16 protein-coding genes are annotated in these 20177 nt (G+C 36.0%); 15 read left to right on the top strand and 1 reads right to left on the bottom strand.

Translation table 11 applies throughout. The features are described from left to right. Positions 1 to 170 precede the first annotated feature (170 nt). The gene (gene rdgC, locus SP041_RS19855; RefSeq protein WP_025565815.1) at positions 171 to 1079 is read right to left on the bottom strand and encodes a recombination-associated protein RdgC; all 909 of its coding nucleotides are present in this window, start codon (positions 1077 to 1079) and stop codon (positions 171 to 173) included. A gap of 292 nt (positions 1080 to 1371) precedes the next feature. Here rdgC and SP041_RS19860 point away from each other — a divergent pair, with 292 nt between their 5' ends. From SP041_RS19860 to SP041_RS21380, 15 genes are all read left to right on the top strand, one after another. Continuing rightward, on the top strand, positions 1372 to 3360 hold the full coding sequence (locus SP041_RS19860) for a TonB-dependent receptor (RefSeq protein WP_025565816.1): 1989 nt from the start codon (positions 1372 to 1374) through the stop codon (positions 3358 to 3360). Between the two features lie 7 nt (positions 3361 to 3367). Next, positions 3368 to 3913, top strand: a complete 546-nt coding sequence (locus tag SP041_RS19865; protein ID WP_025565817.1) for a YfiR family protein — start codon at positions 3368 to 3370, stop codon at positions 3911 to 3913. Next, positions 3913 to 5943: an EAL domain-containing protein gene (locus SP041_RS19870; protein WP_025565819.1), complete on the top strand. Its 2031-nt coding sequence runs from the start codon at positions 3913 to 3915 to the stop codon at positions 5941 to 5943. The genes SP041_RS19865 and SP041_RS19870 overlap by 1 nt, the downstream gene beginning before the upstream one ends. A 450-nt stretch (positions 5944 to 6393) precedes the next feature. Continuing rightward, positions 6394 to 7077 (top strand): phosphate regulon transcriptional regulator PhoB, encoded by a 684-nt coding sequence (gene phoB, locus SP041_RS19875; RefSeq protein ID WP_025563565.1) that lies wholly within the window; start codon positions 6394 to 6396, stop codon positions 7075 to 7077. 80 nt (positions 7078 to 7157) lie between these two features. Beyond that, a complete protein-coding gene (phoR, locus tag SP041_RS19880) occupies positions 7158 to 8447 on the top strand; it encodes a phosphate regulon sensor histidine kinase PhoR (RefSeq protein WP_025563564.1) in 1290 nt (429 codons plus the stop codon). A gap of 372 nt (positions 8448 to 8819) precedes the next feature. After that, entirely contained in the window at positions 8820 to 10580 is a 1761-nt protein-coding gene (locus SP041_RS19885) for a NosD domain-containing protein (RefSeq protein ID WP_025563563.1), read from the top strand. A 103-nt stretch (positions 10581 to 10683) separates the two neighbouring features. Beyond that, a complete protein-coding gene (locus SP041_RS19890) occupies positions 10684 to 11439 on the top strand; it encodes a Nif3-like dinuclear metal center hexameric protein (protein WP_025563562.1) in 756 nt (251 codons plus the stop codon). A gap of 795 nt (positions 11440 to 12234) precedes the next feature. Further along, positions 12235 to 13884, top strand: coding sequence for an ABC transporter substrate-binding protein (locus SP041_RS19895; RefSeq protein ID WP_025563561.1), 1650 nt, complete (start codon positions 12235 to 12237; stop codon positions 13882 to 13884). A gap of 70 nt (positions 13885 to 13954) precedes the next feature. After that, positions 13955 to 14875 carry an oligopeptide ABC transporter permease OppB gene (oppB, locus tag SP041_RS19900; RefSeq protein WP_025563560.1) on the top strand — a complete coding sequence of 307 codons (921 nt, stop codon included), beginning with the start codon at positions 13955 to 13957 and terminating at the stop codon, positions 14873 to 14875. A 12-nt stretch (positions 14876 to 14887) separates the two neighbouring features. Next, complete coding sequence (gene oppC, locus SP041_RS19905; protein WP_025563559.1) at positions 14888 to 15790, top strand: oligopeptide ABC transporter permease OppC; 903 nt, start codon at positions 14888 to 14890, stop codon at positions 15788 to 15790. A gap of 17 nt (positions 15791 to 15807) precedes the next feature. Next, positions 15808 to 16773, top strand: a complete 966-nt coding sequence (locus SP041_RS19910; RefSeq protein WP_025563558.1) for an ABC transporter ATP-binding protein — start codon at positions 15808 to 15810, stop codon at positions 16771 to 16773. Next, the gene (gene oppF / locus SP041_RS19915; RefSeq protein ID WP_025563557.1) at positions 16773 to 17759 is read left to right on the top strand and encodes a murein tripeptide/oligopeptide ABC transporter ATP binding protein OppF; all 987 of its coding nucleotides are present in this window, start codon (positions 16773 to 16775) and stop codon (positions 17757 to 17759) included. The genes SP041_RS19910 and oppF overlap by 1 nt, the downstream gene beginning before the upstream one ends. Before the next feature lie 286 nt (positions 17760 to 18045). Continuing rightward, a complete protein-coding gene (gene leuB, locus SP041_RS19920; protein ID WP_025563556.1) occupies positions 18046 to 19149 on the top strand; it encodes a 3-isopropylmalate dehydrogenase in 1104 nt (367 codons plus the stop codon). A 359-nt stretch (positions 19150 to 19508) separates the two neighbouring features. Next, on the top strand, positions 19509 to 19958 hold the full coding sequence (locus SP041_RS19925) for a hypothetical protein (protein WP_025563555.1): 450 nt from the start codon (positions 19509 to 19511) through the stop codon (positions 19956 to 19958). A gap of 65 nt (positions 19959 to 20023) precedes the next feature. Then, positions 20024 to 20177 (top strand): helix-turn-helix domain-containing protein (locus SP041_RS21380; RefSeq protein WP_137298000.1); only part of this gene is annotated, 154 nt, incomplete at its 3' end.

Genomic DNA, 20177 nt, shown 5'->3' on the forward strand with positions numbered 1-20177 from the left:
TTCATACACCAATTCCATTTCTTGATTAAACAAAAAAAAATCCCCAACCTTAAATAAGAGTGGGGATTATGTTCTATCTGCAAGATCGTTCAAGTTTTCTTCTTAGATCCTTAACCGATCGGCATTATAGCATTAAACTGGACTTGAAGGTTGGAAGAATTAAAGCTAGCCTAAAGTGTTTGTTCGCCACCAAATATTTCAAGTAATGATGGAATCAATTGTTTTATTTCACCAACCATTAATACAAAGTCTGCATCAAAACGCGCTGCAAAATCATCTGCTTCAATATCTTCATTTTGCTCTTGTAAAACGTCAGAGAACTTAAGGCGTTTTAACGCAAATTCTTCGCCGATCACAAAAGAAATACTATCAGCCCAGTTAAGTGCTAATTTAGTCACAAACTTATCTGAGTTTAAATGGTTTTTAATCTCTTCTGATAATAAGTCTTGCTGTTTACAGCGAATAATACCGCCGCCTTCTAACGCTGAGCAAAGTTCTGCTTCATCTTCTAGTTGGAAGTTCGCTGGAATATTACCTTCTACTAACCAATCCGTCATCACTACATCGGTTTGATTTTGAAGCTGTACAGGTACAACAGGTAAACTACCCAATGTTTTACGCAATAATGAAATTAGCTCTTCAGCTTTACGTGCGCTTGAACAGTCTACGTATAACATATTTGTTTCGTTATCTATCCATGCAAAAGTGTGTGAAGTGCGACTGAATGCGCGTGGAAGCAATTGCATGACGATATCTTCTTTTAAACTATCTTTCTCTTTTTTCTTTAATGCTCTGCCTTGCTCTAATTCAATCGCTTCAACACGTTCATTGAGTTGATCTTTAATTACGCCAGCGGGTAACATTTTTTCTTCTTTCTTAAGACAGATTAAAATTTGCTTTTGATTTATATGGGTATACATACTGCCACTTTTACCCATTGGGAAAACCCAACCCAATTTTGAAATGTCTTGGCTACCACAAGGTTTAAATTTAAATTCTTCTAGGTTTCTTTCTAGTGCGTTGTCATCTTGTTCCATTGGACGAGTAAAACGATAAACTTGGAGGTTTTTGAAAAACATGAAATACACCTTAATGATGAGAAATAAAATAGAGCCTGAGTGTAAATGATTTTATATCAAGCAGCAAAATTTGCTTGTTTAAGGTAATCCCTTTATTCTTGTAATGGTTTACCTTTAAATTGGTAGTAAATTGCTTTTTATTTATTAACCTAGATCCCACTATATAATAAACATATAAAAATAATGAATAGATAAAAAGTACTCCCGTGAATATTATATTAAAGTATTCAGTATTGTCGCGACCCTATAAAAATATGGATGTTTTTATATCCAATACACTCGAGTTGATATTATGCATAAATTTTTTAGTCACAAACGTTATATTACCGCTGCCATACTACTCTCCAACACTATATTAATGGTTAATAGCGTTTATGCTGAAGATGAATCTGTTTATGTTTTAGAAGAGCTTCCGAGTTTAGATTTTGATGCTTTGATGGCTGCAGATGTTCAAGTGACCTCTGCAATGAAACGTTTACAGAATATGTCAGAAACGGCAGCCTCTATTTATGTGCTCACTAATAAAGAAATTAGAGAGTCAGGTGTAACAAATGTCGCTCAAGCATTAAAATTAGTGCCTGGAATGCAAGTCCGTCAATTAGATAATAATCAATGGGCTATCACGTCACGTAGTACCGCAGGGAAACATTCTAGTAAGTTATTAGTGATGGTGGATGGGCAAAGTATTTATAATCCTGGGTTTGCTGGCGTGTACTGGGAAGCATTAAACATTCCTTTATATGATATTGAACGTATTGAAGTTATACGTGGACAAGGCGGTTTATTGTGGGGGAGTAATGCAACCAATGGGGTTATAAACATTATAAGCAAACATAGTGCTGATACACTGGGTGTCTACGCTCAAGCTACCACGGGAACAAAAATTGATCATAAAGTTGATTTTCGAATAGGCGGTGATTTAGGAAATTATAGTTCATTTAGAATCTTTGCTAGTTCCGAGGAGACGGACGTCGCAACAAAAAGTACTAAGAGTACCTCTGCAAATGACGATGGTAGAAAAAAAAGTGTTGGTGGGCGGCTTGATTTAAGTTTAAATGATGATCTTTCCTTTATCGTTCAGGCTCAGTATACCAGTATAAATATGGGACAAAATTTAAGATTAGCAGACTTAGATACTTATCAACGCGTCTATTTACAAGATCAGTATACACGTGAACATTTTCAATTTATGACAAGGTTAGAGCAGACACTTTCTTCTACTTCTAATCAGATGCTTCAAGCTTCGATTAGCTCTCAACAAGGTGAACAACTGTATTATAAAGATGACTTTGTTATTACAGATGTTGATTATCAAATGAATACTTTAATTAAAGATATTCAAATAGATTGGGGAGTAAATTATCGCTACACCTCTATTTCAATAGATGAAACAGACTATTTTACTAACATCCAAGATGTTGATTCATACAATCATTTTGGAGGTTTTTTACAAGTTCAATTTACACTTCTACCTGATGAATTAAAGTTAATTATTGGCAATAGAAGTGAAAAAAATAGTTTCACTGGGTGGGGACATCAACCGATGGCGCGTCTACTTTGGACTCCACATTCAAAACATACTATTTGGGCTGCTATATCACAAGGCGTACGTATACCTTCATTACTTGAATATAATAATCGTGCATTAGCTTCTTCTAGCGGTATCAAGACAGAAATAGTTGGGAATGCAGATTTGAAATCTGAAAAATCAATATCAAAGGAATTAGGCTATCGTTATACTGAAAACTCTTGGGGAATAGATGTTTCTCTGTTTCATACTGAAGCCCGAAATGTACTTGCTGTAGAGGCAATTCCTAATGCCACTTTCACCTTGATTAACCTTAATTTTGTTTCTGATGCTGATCTAACCACTTATGGTGGTGAAGCGGTTATCAAATGGAAACCTTTCGATAAGATAACAACTGAACTGGGCTATAGTATTACAGCTTACGAGTATGACCTTCCTCAGGGAACAACTGAAGCAATTGGGTTTGACAGTTATCTACGACAGGTTATTGTTAAATCACAATACGCATTGAATCCTGAACATTCTATTGCTGCTATTTATCGTATTGAGTCAGGTGAAGCTTATGATACTAATGATTTTAGTGTGTTAGATTTAACTTGGAATTGGCAAATAACACCCTCTGTTGCATTCTCATTAACAGGCAACAACCTGCTTTATGGCAAACATTTGGAATATAACAATACCAATGAAACTTATACGGTACCTACTTATATCGAACCAAATTATTTTGCTAAAATAACGGCAAAATTTTAAGTCATTTATGATACCTATTTTTCGTCGGTTATTTATTGTTAAGCTATTGCTTGTGATGCTTTTTATATCACAAGCGGCTCTCGCTACCCCAAGAGAAGATGCAATAAAATCAGGCTTCCTTTATAACTTTGCGCGATATTCTGATGGTGATTGGTTTAATCCTGATATTAAATCTACTTATAATATTTGTAGTTTCAATCCTGAGTTTATCGTCGCGGCTAAAAATACGCTTAAAGATCTCACTATCAAAAAACGCCTTATTAATGTTTACCTTTTGACATCACTCCAAGAAAATATAGTTGACTGTAATACCTTATTTTTATCGAGAGGAGACAGCGAAAAATGGGCTTTAATATCTGAAAATAAAGCCTTTATAAACTTAATGCTCGTCGGTGAGTTTGATGGTTTTCTTGCCTCTGGAGGTCATATTAATTTCTTTATTGTTGGTGGGAAGGTGCGTTTCGAAATCGACCCCATAAAATTGAAAAATTCAGGTATCAATATGAGCTCTAAAGTACTTCGTTTGGGTCGAATTCATGAAAGGATATTTTAATGAACTTACGGCAAATATTGTTTGGGTCATTAAATGCTAAGCTGCTAGCTATATTGATGATGGTTGCTTTGTTTAGCAGTATTACCATTGCTGTTATGTTTACTATTTATGAGCTCAACACTGTGACTAAAGCAGAGCAATCTAGGCTTAATTCTATTGCAAATATTCTCGCTCCTAATTTAACCGCCGCGCTTATTTTTCAGGATGAAGTCAGTGCAAAAGAGCAGATAAAACCTTTACTTGATCAAAGTAATATTGTGAGTGCTCGAGTAGAAGATACAGAAGGTAAAGCCTTTGTTGGTATCTTTTCACGTAAAAATAATGATATACAAATATTTACCAAATTAATGGTGGTGAGTATCCCATTAACCATGAAAGGTGTAGATTATGGAACGCTAACTATTAAAGCTGATTACTCTTTAATTGAACAAAGTTTAATCTTTTTTAGTATATTTTTACTGGGAATATTAGCGTTGATTTTAATACTCAGTTTTATCCTGTCTTTATTCTTACGTAAGAACCTTATTTATCCCTTAACGCATCTTGCAACCGTGGCAGAGCATGTTACCAAAACTAATAATTACAACTTGCGTTCAAAGGTATTATCAAGGGATGAAGTCGGCAATCTCGCGTCTTGTTTCAACTTAATGCTAGAAACGATTGAGCAACGCGATCATTCCTTAGAAGAAAAAGTGCAGCAAAGAACTAATGCTTTAAAAGTTGCCAATAGCCAGCTGACGACGCAAGCTTTTAGTGACCCTCTGTCTGGTTTACCGAATCGTCGTTATATCTTAGATAAACTCTCAGACCTAATTACACAACCCAGTGACACTCATTTCGCCATTTTAGGGTTAGACCTTGATGGTTTTAAAGAGATCAACGATACGATGGGTCATGATTATGGAGACCTTCTTTTAATCGATGTGAGTCGATGTATTGCAGATACATTACCGACATCAGCTACTTTAGCGCGGTTAGGAGGTGATGAATTCATAATCTTAGTGGAAAATTTTTCAAGCAAAGCGTTTATTAATCAAATTGCACTTGAGATCCATCATCGTTTATCAAGTGGTTTTAGTATTAAAAATAAGCATGTGTATGTGACCATTAGTATTGGTATTGCAATTTTTCCTGATGACGGAAATACAGTTGAAAACTTAGTGAAGTATGCCGATTTAGCAATGTATAAATCTAAAGAAACGGGCAGAAACTGTCACCATTTTTTTAACACTATTATGTTAGAGGATGTGCTTAAAAAACGAGAGTTAATTGATGATTTACGTAGCAGCCTGATTAACAATGAGTTTGAACTTTACTATCAACCTATTATTGATTTATCAACTAATAAAATCCGTAAAGCTGAAGCGCTAATTCGATGGCATCATCCAGTAAGAGGGATGGTGCCACCATTAGAATTTATCTCTGTTGCTGAAGAAGTTGGCTTAATTGTTGATATTGGTGAATGGGTCGCGCGAACTGCTGCACAAGATCTTGCTAAACTGAAAAAACTTGGTGCAGATGAACACTTTCAAATTAGCGTTAATGTGTCGCCGATACAGTTTAAAGATGGTGGTCAATGGATGACTAATTGGTTCGAGTATGTTGCAGGACTGGGCTTAAGTCATGATGCCATTATTGTTGAAATTACTGAAAATCTATTGATGGAAAGCGAAGATAGTGTGCGTTCTCAACTGACTAAGCTAAAAAAACAAGGTGTACCTATTGCCATTGATGATTTTGGGGTCGGTTATTCTTCTTTATCTTATTTACAAAAAATGGACGTTGATATTTTAAAGATTGATAAATCCTTTGTGGATGATTTGGAAACAAAAAGTAATAGTCGTGATTTATGTCAGATAATGATTATGTTAGCAGAACATCTATCAATTCAAGTGATTGCAGAAGGGATAGAAAATGAAAAGCAAAAACAAATTTTAACTGATTTAGGGTGCCAGTTTGGTCAAGGTTACTTATTCTCTAAACCTTTACCCTTAGCTTTATTCAAGCAAAAGTATTTTGATGTTAGCTGAACCGGTGGTTTATACCAATGGAATTAAATAAGTGATCAGAGATTGCGCAGGAAAAATTAACACTAATAAGACGTGAGTTGTAGGAGATAGTTGTTCTCACTTCAAAACTCACAACGCAGTTAGGGGTGATTTTAACCAGCAAGAATGATCACCCTATTAATTCTTTTAGTATTAGTTAGGTCTTCGCAGCATAATTTAATAAAATGAGCTAAAAATGGCGCTATTACTGAATAACTAAAACGAATAGCACCTGTTACTAATAATACCAGCTGCGACTAATTACTTTCTGTAAAAAAACCTCTATTTTAAGGGGGGGGAATATGGTTACAACTAATTGTTTTTAAAATGAAGTGTTAGTTATATTACAGTTTGCGTACACTTGTCATATAACTGTCATAGTTTGTAGTGATAATACTTATATTTAGAATTCATCATAAATAGGTAACCTTAATGGCAAGTCGAATTTTAGTAGTTGAAGATGAAGTGGCAATCAGAGATATGCTGAGTTTTGTATTAGAGCAGCATGGTTATGAAACATTGGAAGCAGATAATTATCAAGCTGCATTAAGCCACTTGCATGAACCTTACCCTGATCTTATTCTACTAGACTGGATGTTCCCTGGTGGTAGTGGCATTCAATTATTAAAGTTTTTAAAACAAGATGAAATATTACGCCAAATCCCCGTTGTGATGTTAACTGCACGTGGTGAAGAAGAAGATAAAGTGCGTGGTTTAGAAAATGGTGCAGACGATTATGTAACCAAACCTTTTTCTCCTAAAGAATTAATGGCTCGTCTTAAAACGGTGATGCGTCGTGTTAACCCCACTTCTTTAGATGATACATTGAAAGTAGGGAAGCTAAAACTCGATCCTATTTCTCACCGTGCCACACTAAATAATACGCCTTTAGAAATGGGGCCTACAGAGTTTAAATTATTACATTTTTTTATGACACACCCAGAGCGAGTTTATAGCCGTGAGCAGTTACTAAATAATGTATGGGGCACTAACGTTTACGTTGAAGATCGCACCGTCGATGTCCATATTCGTCGTTTACGTAAAGCATTAGCTGACCATGACCATTTAGTACAAACAGTGCGTGGCGCGGGTTATCGCTTCTCAACTCGTTCATAATGGTTAATGGCTTATATCATCAATAAGTACGATTAGGTCGAGATGATTAGTTAGATTAATTTCAATAAAGAGTATCCCATTTGAAAGTATATACATGGAAGCAGTTATTCTGGGCGATTTTTTTGGTGTACCTCCCAGTGATTATTTTAGGGTTATTAACAGGATTAGTGCTGGAGTTATTACTCGTCACTACGATACTTCATAATGCTTGGCATTATTATTTTCTAAAAAAATTAAACGATTGGTTATGGGTCAGCAAAAGTACGGTACTACCACCTGGTAAATCAGTATGGGAACATGCCTATATTGGTATTCATAATATGCAACAAAGACACCGTAAACGTCGTAATAATTTAGCGAGTGTGATTAGTCGTTTCCGTGAAGGTTCTGAAGCCTTACCTGACGCAGTCGTGGTGTTTAAAAAAGAAGGTGAAATTGTGTGGTGTAACCGCCTAGCTCAATTTCAATTGGGTTTTAAATGGCCCGAAGATGCAGGCGAAAATATTACCAATTTAATCCGCCACCCTGATTTTGTTAATTACTTACGCAGCGATGTTTATAACGAACCTTTAGATCTCGTGTCACCTATTAATAGTGATAAATTACTTGAATTTAGGGTGATGCCTTATGCGAAGAATCAACGTTTATTGATCGTTCGTGATGTCACAACTTACCGCCAAATGGATGAAAATAGGCGTCATTTTGTGGCTAATGTCTCCCATGAGTTACGTACTCCCTTAACCGTTTTGCAAGGCTACATAGAAATATTGGAAATGAGTGCGCAAGACGACAAAATGCAATTAAAAACGATTCAAGTGTTAGACCAACAAACCGCAAGAATGTGTGCATTAGTAGAACAGCTAATGACGTTGTCAAAAATAGAAGGGGCAGCAACATTAGATTTTCATGAAAGCATTAATATCCCTGCCTTATTAACTCAAATTGAAAGTGAAGCGATTGCATTAGGTCGTAAAAAATCACAATCAATACAATTTAAAATGGATCCTAAGCTTTCAGTGGTGGGCGATGAAATGCAATTGCGTAGTGCAATGTCTAATTTAGTTTATAACGCGATTAACTACACCCCTGAAGGCGGATGTATTAAAGTGTTATGGAAAAAGTTACCTGAGGGAGCTTACTTTTGTGTGATGGATACCGGAGATGGTATTGCGCCTGAACATATCTTACATTTAACAGAACGTTTTTATCGTGTTGATGCTTCTCGTTCTCGTGATACTGGAGGGTCTGGTTTAGGGTTGTCTATTGTGAAGCATGCATTATCTCATTATGACACTAAATTACAGATTGAAAGTAATGTGGGAGAAGGTAGCCAATTTTCTTTTATTATTCCAAATAATTATATTTGTTAAGTGCTTACGACAATAGGATTCATTGCTTAGCTTATTGTTTAAAGTGTTTTTCAATGTGCTGGTTAAGGTGTTACACAAGACATTAGCTAAGGTATTGTTTAAGGTACTGTTTAAGGTACTGTTTAAGGTGTAGTCCAGTGTTACTGAATGAACACCTTCTTTTTTATGCGCCTATAGAGTGCTTCATTTTATTAAAAGCAGGTTATTTGTAATACTCTTCTTTTTCGATAATTAACTTAAAACCAATAATTTAAATCACAAAATGGTGTTTACCTATCTTGATTATCAATGAGATATCGCTATTCTTGTTATACTTCTTATCTCCTCTTTCGTATATTCATTCTCAGCTTTAACACAGCAAAAGGACTTCCGATGTTTCGGTTATTAAATTGTTCTATTCTATTAACAACTTGCCTTTTAACCAACTTTCTAATGAGCACTCCTTTACAAGCTAAACCGACCGTTGATTCAACCGTGGAGCAATTGATAAATAGGTTTAATTTACCCGCTTTTACAGAAACAATTTTTGTTGATTCAACATTAAATAAAAGTTGTCAGCAGTATGATCCAGAAACCCGTTTATGTGGGAAAGGAGATCAATTGTCTGTCTCTCAACTCTCTGATGCCACTAAAATAGCTAAGCCTGGAATCCTATTTTTAATACGACAAGGTGACTATCAACAAGCATTACATGTGAGTATGTCAGGTAATGAAAAAGCCTATATTGGTTTTAGTGCTTATCAGAACGAACAAGTACGTATTAAAGGCGTGGACTCTATTGATCAAAGACAAGCATACGGAGCGATTTGGTTAGATGAAGCCTCTTATATTGCCATTAATGGCATTACCGTGACCGATAGTATTGGCTTTGGACGCTTTTTAAATGCACATCATAATATCTTTTCAAATAATAATTTCACGGGTTCGACTATTTATAACGATGGAGAAAATGCCAGTAAACGTGGTGGGTTGTATATCGCGTTTAGCCATCATAATCAGATAATTGATAACCGTTTTCAGAAAGGTACCGATTTATTATCACTTGTACATTCAAATTATAATCGGGTTGAAGGCAATATAATGACTTTAGCGGGTCACGATATTTGGAATATCAAATGTGGTAGCTTCAATGTTATTAGAAACAATGTTTTTAGTAACAAAAAGCAAAAGTTAGGTGCGGTATTTGATTGTGAAGAAGGAACGATGGATTGGCATGGGAACGGACGTTTCAAACAACCAGCGCCAGTATTAGATGCCAGTCAATATAATCTCATCGAGCACAATATTTTTAAAGATGCTGTTCGCTACTATTCAACGAGTGGCGGCAATGGTATTCAATATGCTGGACAACATGGCATTATTCGTTTTAATACTTTTTATCATACCAATGTGGGGTTTAGCCTCGCCAGTTATCGCACAGAAGCTGCTTACACTTACAGTAATCGTATTTATAATAATACGTTTCATGATAATTGGTGTGTAGGTATTGCGGTTGGTCGTTGGATAGAAAAATTTGAAGATAATCAGTTTGTAAACAATATTTTATGGAATAACCAGGGGGTGGGAGCAAGCCAGTGCAATACCCAAAATGCTACTCAAATTTTATTTAGTAGAAAAGAGGGCGATCAATGGTTTGTGCGTAACAATATTGCCAGTGATAAAAGTGATCAAGTCATTGGGTTATGGGGCGTTGCAAATAAAATGAGTGTTTATGATTTTGAAGGGAGTTTTATTCCTGTGCAATTCAAAGATACCTTAGCTAAAGACCCTTTATTCGTTGATCAAACTAAACACAATTATCAACTCTCAGCGAACAGTCCGATGATTGATGCTGGGGTTATGTTAAGCAACATTATCAGTGACAGTGGGAAAGGGTTGCACGTTAAAGTGCAAGATAGTCAATTTTTCTACGACGGTGCAGGTATTGAAGGTGAGCCTGGAGATCAAATCATGATTCTATCTGCAGAGAATAAAAGCTTACAAAGCGCGACCATTGTTCATATTGATCGAAAATTGAATCTTTTAACCTTAAATAAAATCGTCTCTTGGCAAAAGGGCGATATGATCTCTTTGCCTTATCAAGGTACTCAACCTGATCTAGGTGCATTTGAATTTGTTAAAAAGCTTCAATAGCGTTAATAACTTCTTTATCATGACTTATTACCTCGCTTTGATAGCTTAGCTTTAATCGCTAAGTCTATTAGGCTATAAAGATCTCTATTTAAAAGTGAAGCATATGAATAATCGTAAACTTGCAAACAAACTTGATCAATTTTTAGAAATTCATCAATTTAAAGACTATTGTCCTAACGGATTACAAATTGAAGGGCGTGAACAAGTTAAAAAAATCATTACAGGCGTGACTGCTAATCAAGCGCTTATCGATGCTGCAATAGAACATAATGCAGATGCCATTCTTGTACACCATGGTTTTTTCTGGAAAGGTGAAGCGCAGCAGATCGTAGGAATGAAGTACAGGCGTATTAAATCACTAATTGAGAATGGCATTAACCTTTATGCTTACCACTTGCCATTAGATGTTCATCCTGAATTAGGCAATAATAAACAATTAGCCGATTTATTAGGAATCACAGATCGACGCCCGTTAGAACCATGGGATAAACGTAGCGTAGGACGTGTCGGTAAGTTTGAACAAGCAGTGACACCAGGTGAGCTAATTAACACTATTACCAAACAACTTAATCGAGAGCCATTATGGATTGATGGTGGAAAGCCTGAAATTAAAACCATTGCTTGGTGTACTGGCGGTGGACAAGATTATATTACCATTGCAGCCGAGCAAGGTATTGATGCGTTTATTAGTGGTGAAATTTCTGAACGAACAACTCATATTGCTAAAGAGATGGGGATTCATTATTTTTCAGCGGGGCATCATGCAACGGAACGCTATGGCGCAAAAGCATTAGGTGAATGGTTGGAAGCTGAAATGGGCTTTGACGTGACCTTTATCGATATCGATAATCCGGTTTAAATCGAATTATCGACAGGGTTATAAACTAGGCCACATAAACCAGACTGTTTAATCCAAGCTATAAACCAGGTGATAAAAAACGATATGATTTATTAATGTATTGTTGAATATGCACTGTCTAATAGACTCTTTGTTGAGTCATGGGCAGTGTGACTATCCATTCACCCACCTTCTCTATAAAACCACTTTAGAGTGATTATTTTAACGCCTTTACTCCATGTTTTTTAACTGAATTAGTAATTAATAATTAATAATTAAAACTAAAAAATATATTGAGTACATTATCATCTTAAATACTCTTTAAACCTCATCATAAAAGCACCTATAAAGAGTCAAAAATCTCACTTTTATAGTAAGTATTATTAACGGAAAGTGATGTTATTTAACAATCAAAACTATTTTTTAGAATATGACATCAATCATAAGTGACATATTTATTCTTATTTTAGCTTTGATATTAATAGTTTATGGATTAATGTTAACCAGTCGGTCAACTTGTGAGTCGAGAGTATGAAATATACTCAACTCACTTCAATCATATCGCACCATATACGTTTATTGTTGCACTAAATTGGTGATAAATATTTATTTATTTATTTATTTATTATACGAGTTAAATTTAACTTGTTGATATTTATGCGTTTTATTTATTGGCTTTCAAATTGCTATAACCAGTGTGCATTCGTGTTAAGTGGATTTCTGCTTAACCATTAAGTAATCATTATTTTTATTATTTTGCATCCTTAGCGAATCTTAAAAATTAGATGATTTTATCACCATGTAAGGGAATTAATTGTGAATAAAAATAAAAATAAAAATAAAAATAAAATAACAAAAGCATTAATACTAGGACTTGGTCTTTCTTTTGCTACTACCTCTTTTACAGCATTTGCTGCTAATGTACCTGAAGGTACCAAACTCGCTGCAAAGCAAGAATTAGTACGTGGTAACGGGAATGAAGTGGCTTCACTTGACCCTCATAAAACTGAAGGTGTACCTGAATCACATGTTATTCGTGACTTATTAGAAGGTTTAGTTAATCAAGATGCCGATGGTAATACCATTCCTGGCGTTGCAGAACGTTGGGAAACACCAGATAATAAAACCTTTACATTTTATTTACGCCAAGACGCTAAGTGGTCAAATGGTGATCCTGTTACTGCTGATGACTTTGTTTACAGCTTCCAGCGAGTTGTTGATCCAGCGACCGCTTCTCCTTATTCATGGTTTCTTGAGATGACCAGCATGACTAATGCTGCTGATATTATTGCCGGAAAGAAAGATAAATCAACATTAGGCGTTAAAGCAATAGATACACATACTTTTCAAGTTCACTTAGAGCATGCCGCTCCTTATTTTGTCATGATGATGGGGCACACAACAGTTAAACCTGTACATAAAGCAACCGTTGAAAAGTTTGGTGATAAATGGACTAAACCAGAAAACTTTGTAGGTAATGGTGCATTTGTATTGAATAATTGGGTAGTAAACGAACGTATTGAAATGGTACCCAATAAATTTTACTGGGATAATGCTAAGACAGTTTTAACCAAGGTGACTTTCCTACCGATTGAAAATCAAGTTGCAGAAATGAACCGTTTTCTTTCGGGTGAACTTGATTTTACTTATGAAGTTTCTAATGAGCACTTTAGACGTTTGAAGAAAGATCATCCTGAGTCATTACAGATTAAAGGTAGCCTGTGTACATATTATTATAACTTTAATACTCACAAGAAGCCTTTTGATGATGTGCGTGTCCGTAAAGCAATCTCTTATGCAATCGATCGTAATATCGTTACTGATGCCTTACTTGGTCAAGGACAAAAACCAGCTTACTTCTTAACGCCTGAAATCATTGCAGGGTTTAGTCCTGAACTTCCTGCTTATGGTAAAATGACTCAAAATGAGCGTAATACAACAGCTAAAAAGTTACTCGCTGAAGCGGGTTATAATAAATCTAATCCTCTTAAATTTAGTCTGTTATATAACACCAGTGAAAATCATAAAAAGCTTGCTGTTGCTATTGCTTCCATGTGGAAAAAAACACTAGGTGTTGAAGTAACTCTGGAAAATCAAGAGTGGAAAACTTATCTAGAAACTAAAAAACAAGGAAATTTTGAAGCATCTCGAGCTGGGTGGTGTGGTGATTATAACGAGCCATCTACTTTTACATCATTAATGGAAGGTAGCAATACTACTGGTGGTATCCATTACCAAAGCGCAGCATACGATGAACTAATTAAACGTGGTATTGAAGCGACTTCAGCGGAAGAGCGTACACAATTGTATTACGCACAGGAAGCCCAATTAGCAAAAGATATGCCTATTGCGCCTATCTATCAATATGTACAAACACGCTTAGTTAATCCTCACGTAGGTGGTTATGCAGCGAATAATGCCGAAGATAAACTGTATTCAAAAGATATGTATATCATCGCCGAATAGTATTTCGGGTAACTAATCAAAGAGGCTAATCCAGCCTCTTTTTTGTTTATTTAATTAAGTTGAGTTAATTATGTTTAAATTCATCCTCAAGAGAGTTATTGAAGCAATACCTACCTTGCTTATTTTGATCACTATCTCTTTCTTTTTAATGCGCTTTGCTCCTGGTAGCCCATTTTCTAGTGAGCGCACACTACCCCCACAAGTAATGGAGAATATTAACGCTAAATATGGCCTCGATAAACCCGTTATGGAGCAATACACCACTTATCTATCTAACGTGCTTCAAGGTGATTTAGGTCCTTCATTTAAATACAAAGATTTTACCGTTAATGAGCTGGTGGCTACGGCGCTACCTGTATCAGCAAAAATTGGTGCTGTAGCTTTTGTTTTTGCTGTTTTTTTTGGTGTTGGTATCGGTACGATAGCGGCCTTACGACAAAATACTTGGCTTGATTACAGTGTCATGTCGACCGCGATGATTGGCATTGTAATGCCTTCATTTGTGCTTGCTCCTGTATTGATTTACTTATTCTCGATAACATTAGGCTGGTTTCCTGCTGGTGGTTGGCTCGATGGATCGGCTAAATATATGGTATTGCCTGTATTGGGTATGTCGATGATGTATGTCGCTACTTTTGCCCGTATTACACGTGGCAGCATGATTGAAACACTTAATAGTAACTTTATCCGTACAGCGCGTGCTAAAGGATTGAGTTTTTCTTATATTGTTTTACACCATGCACTAAAGCCAGCAATGCTACCCGTTGTTTCATATATGGGACCTGCTTTTGTCGGTATTATCACTGGTTCAGTCGTTATCGAAACTATTTTTGGTTTACCGGGTATTGGCAAGCTATTTGTTAATGCGGCCTTTAATCGTGACTATTCATTGGTAATGGGAATAACGATTTTAATTGGTTTATTGTTTATCTTATTCAATGCGATTGTGGATATTCTGCTTGCCTACGTCGATCCTAAAATCCGCTTTTAAAGGAGGAAGCTTATGTTAACTAAAAAACAAAATATTGATGCTATTGATAGCTTCTCTGAAAATCTAGAAATTGAAGGGCGTAGTCTTTGGAAGGATGCGCGTATTCGTTTTATGCGTAATAAAGCCGCTATGGTGAGCTTGGTTATATTATGTGTGATCACGCTAGCGGTTATTTTTGTGCCTATGGTGGCTGAATTTTCCTATGACGATACTGATTGGTATGCACTACATCAAGCACCATCAATGGTACATCTGTTTGGTACTGATAGTTTGGGGCGTGATCTCTTTGTTCGCACTTTTATAGGAGGACGAATTTCATTAATGGTGGGTATTTTAGGCGCTTTAGTTGCCGTTGTTATTGGTACCGTTTATGGGGCAACGTCAGGATTTATTGGTGGAAAAATCGATCGTATGATGATGCGAATTCTGGAAATTCTCTACTCCATTCCTTTTATGTTTTTAGTGATAGTACTAGTGACTTTTTTTGGTCGTAATATTGTGCTGATATTTGTTGCTATAGGTGCGATTGCCTGGCTTGACATGGCACGTATTGTTCGCGGTCAGACATTGAGCTTACGTAACAAAGAGTTTATTGAAGCTGCACATGTTTGTGGTGTCAGTAACTGGAATATTATAAGACGTCATATCATCCCAAATGTATTAGGGATTGTTGCTGTGTACTCTACTTTATTAATACCGAGTATGATTTTAACGGAATCTTTTTTGAGTTTTCTAGGTTTAGGTGTTCAAGAACCTATGACCAGTTGGGGAGCTTTATTACAAGAAGGTGCACAAACGATGGAAATTGCCATTTGGCAAATAGCTTTTCCAGCAGCCATGATGGTGATTACTCTGTTCTGTTTTAATTATATCGGTGATGGTCTACGTGACGCATTAGATCCAAAAGATAGATAATGCATTAAGGAAACAACATGAGTTTATTAGATGTAAAAGATCTGCACGTAGAGTTTACCACTCAAGATGGTAACGTAACGGCAGTAAACGACCTTAACTTTTCATTACAACGAGGTGAAACCTTGGGCATAGTAGGGGAGTCGGGTTCAGGTAAGTCTCAAACCGTATTCGCTTTAATGGGATTATTAGCCAAAAATGGTCTAATTTCAGGTAGTGCAAATTTTGAGGGCAAAGAGATTCTTAATTTGCCTGAAAAAGAATTGAATAAAGTACGAGCTGACCAAATAGCAATGATATTTCAAGACCCAATGACATCTCTCAATCCTTACATGAAAGTGAGTAAGCAGATGATGGAAGTCCTTATTTTACATAAAGGAATGAGTAAAAAAGAAGCGTTTGAAGAATCTCTAAAAATGCTGGAAGCTGTAAAAATACCTGAAGCGCGATCACGTATGAATATGTACCCTCATGAGTTTTCTGGTGGTATGCGTCAGCGAGTGATGATTGCGATGGCACTGTTATGTCGTCCAAAATTGCTGATTGCAGATGAACCTACAACGGCTCTTGATGTAACCATTCAAGCACAAATAATGGCATTACTTAATGACTTAAAAAAAGAGTTTAATACAGCCATTATTATGATCACACATGACTTAGGGGTTGTTGCTGGTAGTTGCGATAAAGTATTAGTGATGTACGCTGGACGTACCATGGAATACGGAACTGTGGATGAAATATTCTACAAACCAAGCCATCCTTATACGGAAGGATTATTAAAATCGATTCCAAGACTTGATGGGAATGACGATGTGTTAGCAACAATTCCAGGGAATCCTCCCAATTTACTTAACTTACCTGTTGGCTGTCCTTATCAAGAACGCTGTGATCGAGTGATGGACCGATGTAAAAAAGAAGCACCGATGTTAACTGCTTTTGCGGATAACCGTTCTCGAGCTTGTTTTTCTGAGTGGGAGTCTTGGTAATGAACAATGAAAAAAAATTAATTTTAGATATTAACGATCTTAAAGTGCAATTTAGTATCGCTTCTAAATCACTTTTACCTTGGGCTAAGCCCGATACTTTAAAAGCAGTTGATGGCGTTAGTCTTAAGCTTTACGAAGGTGAAACATTAGGTGTGGTTGGTGAGTCTGGTTGTGGTAAATCAACGTTAGCACGTGCCATTATTGGTTTAGTACCCGCTAGTGCTGGTAGCGTCGTTTGGTTAGGTGAGGATTTAACTAAACTGGACAAGAAAAACCTACGGCTTAAGCGTAAAGAGATTCAGATGATTTTTCAAGATCCTCTCGCTTCTCTCAACCCGCGAATGAATGTGGGTGATATTATTGCTGAGCCATTACAGACTTTTTACCCTCATTTGTCTAAAGCTGAAGTTAAAAATCAAGTTAAAGATATGATGAGTAAAGTAGGGTTGTTACCGAATGTTGTTAATCGCTATCCTCATGAATTTTCAGGTGGTCAATGCCAACGTATTGGTATTGCGCGGGCTTTAATTCTCAAACCCAAAATGATCATTTGTGATGAACCGGTATCTGCGTTAGACGTGTCGATTCAAGCTCAAGTGGTTAATTTGTTAAAAGAATTACAAAACGAATTAGGGTTAAGTTTAGTGTTTATTGCCCATGATTTATCGGTTGTTAAACATATTTCTGATCGTGTTTTGGTCATGTATTTAGGTAATCCAGTCGAATTGGCTGAATGTGACTCTTTATTTAACGAGCCTAAACATCCTTACACTAAAGCATTAATGTCTGCTGTACCCATTCCTGACCCTAGATTGGAACGTGCTAAAAAAATACAAATGCTGGAAGGGGATTTACCATCACCTATTAATCCACCATCAGGCTGTGTGTTTAGAACGCGTTGCCCCGTTGCCATTGATGCATGTGCGACGAGTAACGTAAAATTAAAAGGTAGCGAGATACACTCTGCTGCGTGTATTTTGCAATAACAGCTGTCATAAATTCTTAAATAAGCCATGAAAAGGTTAATATGTGAGTATGGCATGTATTAACCTTCTTTTATGGCACTATAACCATGTACTATTTAACATATCTAAAATGATACTTTGTTTTATTTAACAATATTACGCCTGCCTTCGAGACCATCTATCTTTTTTTATATTCACTTATTTTGCGTAAATATGCGAAAAAACACGTTCATAAATTGAAATTTAGTGCACTTTTACTTTATGATGTGCCAACAAATATCATCCGAAAATCATTTAGGGAATCAGAATGACAACATATAACATTGCTTTACTAGCAGGCGACGGTATCGGTCCTGAAGTAATGAAAGAAGCTGTAAAAGTTTTAAAATTAGTTGAAGAACGTAATGCAGACGTTAACTTTGAATTAAATGACGTATTATTTGGTGCTGCTGCTTACTTTGCAACAGGCAAAGCTTTCCCTGAAGAAACTAAAGCAGCATGTGATAAAGCAGATGCTATTTTAAAAGGTACGATTGGTTTAAATCACGAAGACTCTAAAAAAATCCCTGTTGATGAGCAGCCTGAACGTGGTGCTTTATTACCTTTACGTCGTCGTTACAATACTTATGCTAACTTCCGTCCAGTATACTTACCAAAAGGTTTGGCTCACTTTTCTCCTCTTAAAGAGTCAGTGGTAGGTGAAGGCATCGACATCATGTTAATTCGTGAGTTAGTGGGTGGTTTATATTTCGGTGAAAAAGAAACAGGCGTTGACGCTGAAGGTCGCCGTTATGTACGTGAAGTATTAGAATACGATGAAGACCAAATTCGTCAAATCGTGCGTGTTGGTTTTGAAGTTTCAATGAAACGTAAAAAAATCATGCATAACATCCATAAATCAAACGTTTTAAAATCAAGCGTTTTATGGAATGAAATTGTTGAAGAAGAAAGCAAAAACTTCCCTGAAGTTGAAGTTGTTAATATTTTAGTGGACGCTGCAGCGACTTACTTATGTTTAAAACCAACTATGTTTGACGTAATGGTAATGGAAAACATGTTTGGCGACATCTTAAGTGACCAAGGCGGTGGTATCTTAGGTTCTTTAGGCCTAATGCCTTCTGCTTGTAAAGGTCCTGAAAAATCTTACTACGAACCATCACACGGTTCTGCGCCAGATATCGCAGGTAAAGGCATTGCAAACCCATACTCAATGATCGGTTCAGTAGCATTAATGCTAGAAATGAGCTTTGGGATGGAAAAAGAAGCTAAGAACCTATGGGCTGCTATGCAAGGTGTATTTGAAGATGGCTACTCAACATCTGACCTGTCTAAAGAAGGTGAAGCTAACTTAGTAAGTACTGCTGAATTTGGTGATTTAGTATGTGCTAAATTAGCGAAAATGCCTGTTTAATTATTATTATTAATTAAACTTTAAAGTACTTTATAAAACCACGTTCTACGTGGTTTTTTTATGCCTTGAAAATGAGTTGATAAAGCTAATTACAATGAATTATTGATCTATTTCACTGCAAAAAATCCACTTTTTATTATAAATTTCGTAAAAATAATAACCATTGCATTAATTTAAACTCTAAATTGAATTAAGTTAATTAAACTGGAGATACTTTAAAATAATTGTTAGCACGCCAGAAAACTTCTTTTATTTGACATTGTCATTGACTATTTGTTTATTTTTATTGATATTGTTATTTATATTGTTATTTATATTTGCTTTTATGCTTTTTAATTTTAACTCTGTTAAGGATGAACATGAAAATATTTAACAAAATCATATTTATATTGGCTATTACACTTAGTAGCTTATCTCATTTCGTACATGCTAAAGTAATTGATAATGATACTTATACCACGGTTAACGGATTAGATTGGTTAGATTGGTCATTTACATCGGAGTTAACGCAAGAGGAAGCAATCGAAACATTTGATAAATCGGGTTATGGTAATGCATTTCGTTTAGCGACTCATGATGAAGCCATTGCCATGCTAGAAACTCTTTTTATTGAAACTTATAAAGGTATCGATGGACGGGAAGGCATTCCTTGGAACGGGGATAATATAGTTTTACACCAAGATGTTTATGGTGCTGAGTTTACAATTGATTTTTTAGATTTATTTGGAACATCAAATTCACCCGATTCTTATTCTGGAAAGTTTCGTTCATATGGTTACTTGGATTCAGATCATAAGTGCATAACTTGAATTGGTAGAAAAGACGATCAGCTGAAGATATGCTTATCGCTTTTTCTCCGGCAAGAGATGCAACAATGAAAACATATAAACAACTGACCTACGCGCAACGATGCCAGATTTACGCACTAAAGAAAATAGGCATGAGTCAAAATAAAATAGCTAAACAATTGAATGTGAGTCAATCGACGCTTAGTAGAGAGTTTGCTCGCAATACAGGCAAGCGAGGTT

Source organism: Psychromonas sp. SP041 (assembly GCF_000470315.2).
GTDB lineage: Bacteria > Pseudomonadota > Gammaproteobacteria > Enterobacterales > Psychromonadaceae > Psychromonas.

Excerpts from the sequence above, each read along its gene's own strand:
- SP041_RS19865 (WP_025565817.1), top strand. The coding sequence starts at position 3,368 with ATGATACCTATTTTTCGTCGGTTATTTATTGTTAAGCTATTGCTTGTG.
- oppC (WP_025563559.1), top strand. The coding sequence starts at position 14,888 with ATGTTAACTAAAAAACAAAATATTGATGCTATTGATAGCTTCTCTGAA.
- rdgC (WP_025565815.1), bottom strand. The coding sequence starts at position 1,079 with ATGTTTTTCAAAAACCTCCAAGTTTATCGTTTTACTCGTCCAATGGAA.
- leuB (WP_025563556.1), top strand. The coding sequence starts at position 18,046 with ATGACAACATATAACATTGCTTTACTAGCAGGCGACGGTATCGGTCCT.
- oppF (WP_025563557.1), top strand. The coding sequence starts at position 16,773 with ATGAACAATGAAAAAAAATTAATTTTAGATATTAACGATCTTAAAGTG.
- SP041_RS19885 (WP_025563563.1), top strand. The coding sequence starts at position 8,820 with ATGTTTCGGTTATTAAATTGTTCTATTCTATTAACAACTTGCCTTTTA.
- SP041_RS19860 (WP_025565816.1), top strand. The coding sequence starts at position 1,372 with ATGCATAAATTTTTTAGTCACAAACGTTATATTACCGCTGCCATACTA.
- SP041_RS19890 (WP_025563562.1), top strand. The coding sequence starts at position 10,684 with ATGAATAATCGTAAACTTGCAAACAAACTTGATCAATTTTTAGAAATT.
- oppB (WP_025563560.1), top strand. The coding sequence starts at position 13,955 with ATGTTTAAATTCATCCTCAAGAGAGTTATTGAAGCAATACCTACCTTG.
- phoB (WP_025563565.1), top strand. The coding sequence starts at position 6,394 with ATGGCAAGTCGAATTTTAGTAGTTGAAGATGAAGTGGCAATCAGAGAT.
- SP041_RS19910 (WP_025563558.1), top strand. The coding sequence starts at position 15,808 with ATGAGTTTATTAGATGTAAAAGATCTGCACGTAGAGTTTACCACTCAA.
- SP041_RS19870 (WP_025565819.1), top strand. The coding sequence starts at position 3,913 with ATGAACTTACGGCAAATATTGTTTGGGTCATTAAATGCTAAGCTGCTA.
- SP041_RS19925 (WP_025563555.1), top strand. The coding sequence starts at position 19,509 with ATGAAAATATTTAACAAAATCATATTTATATTGGCTATTACACTTAGT.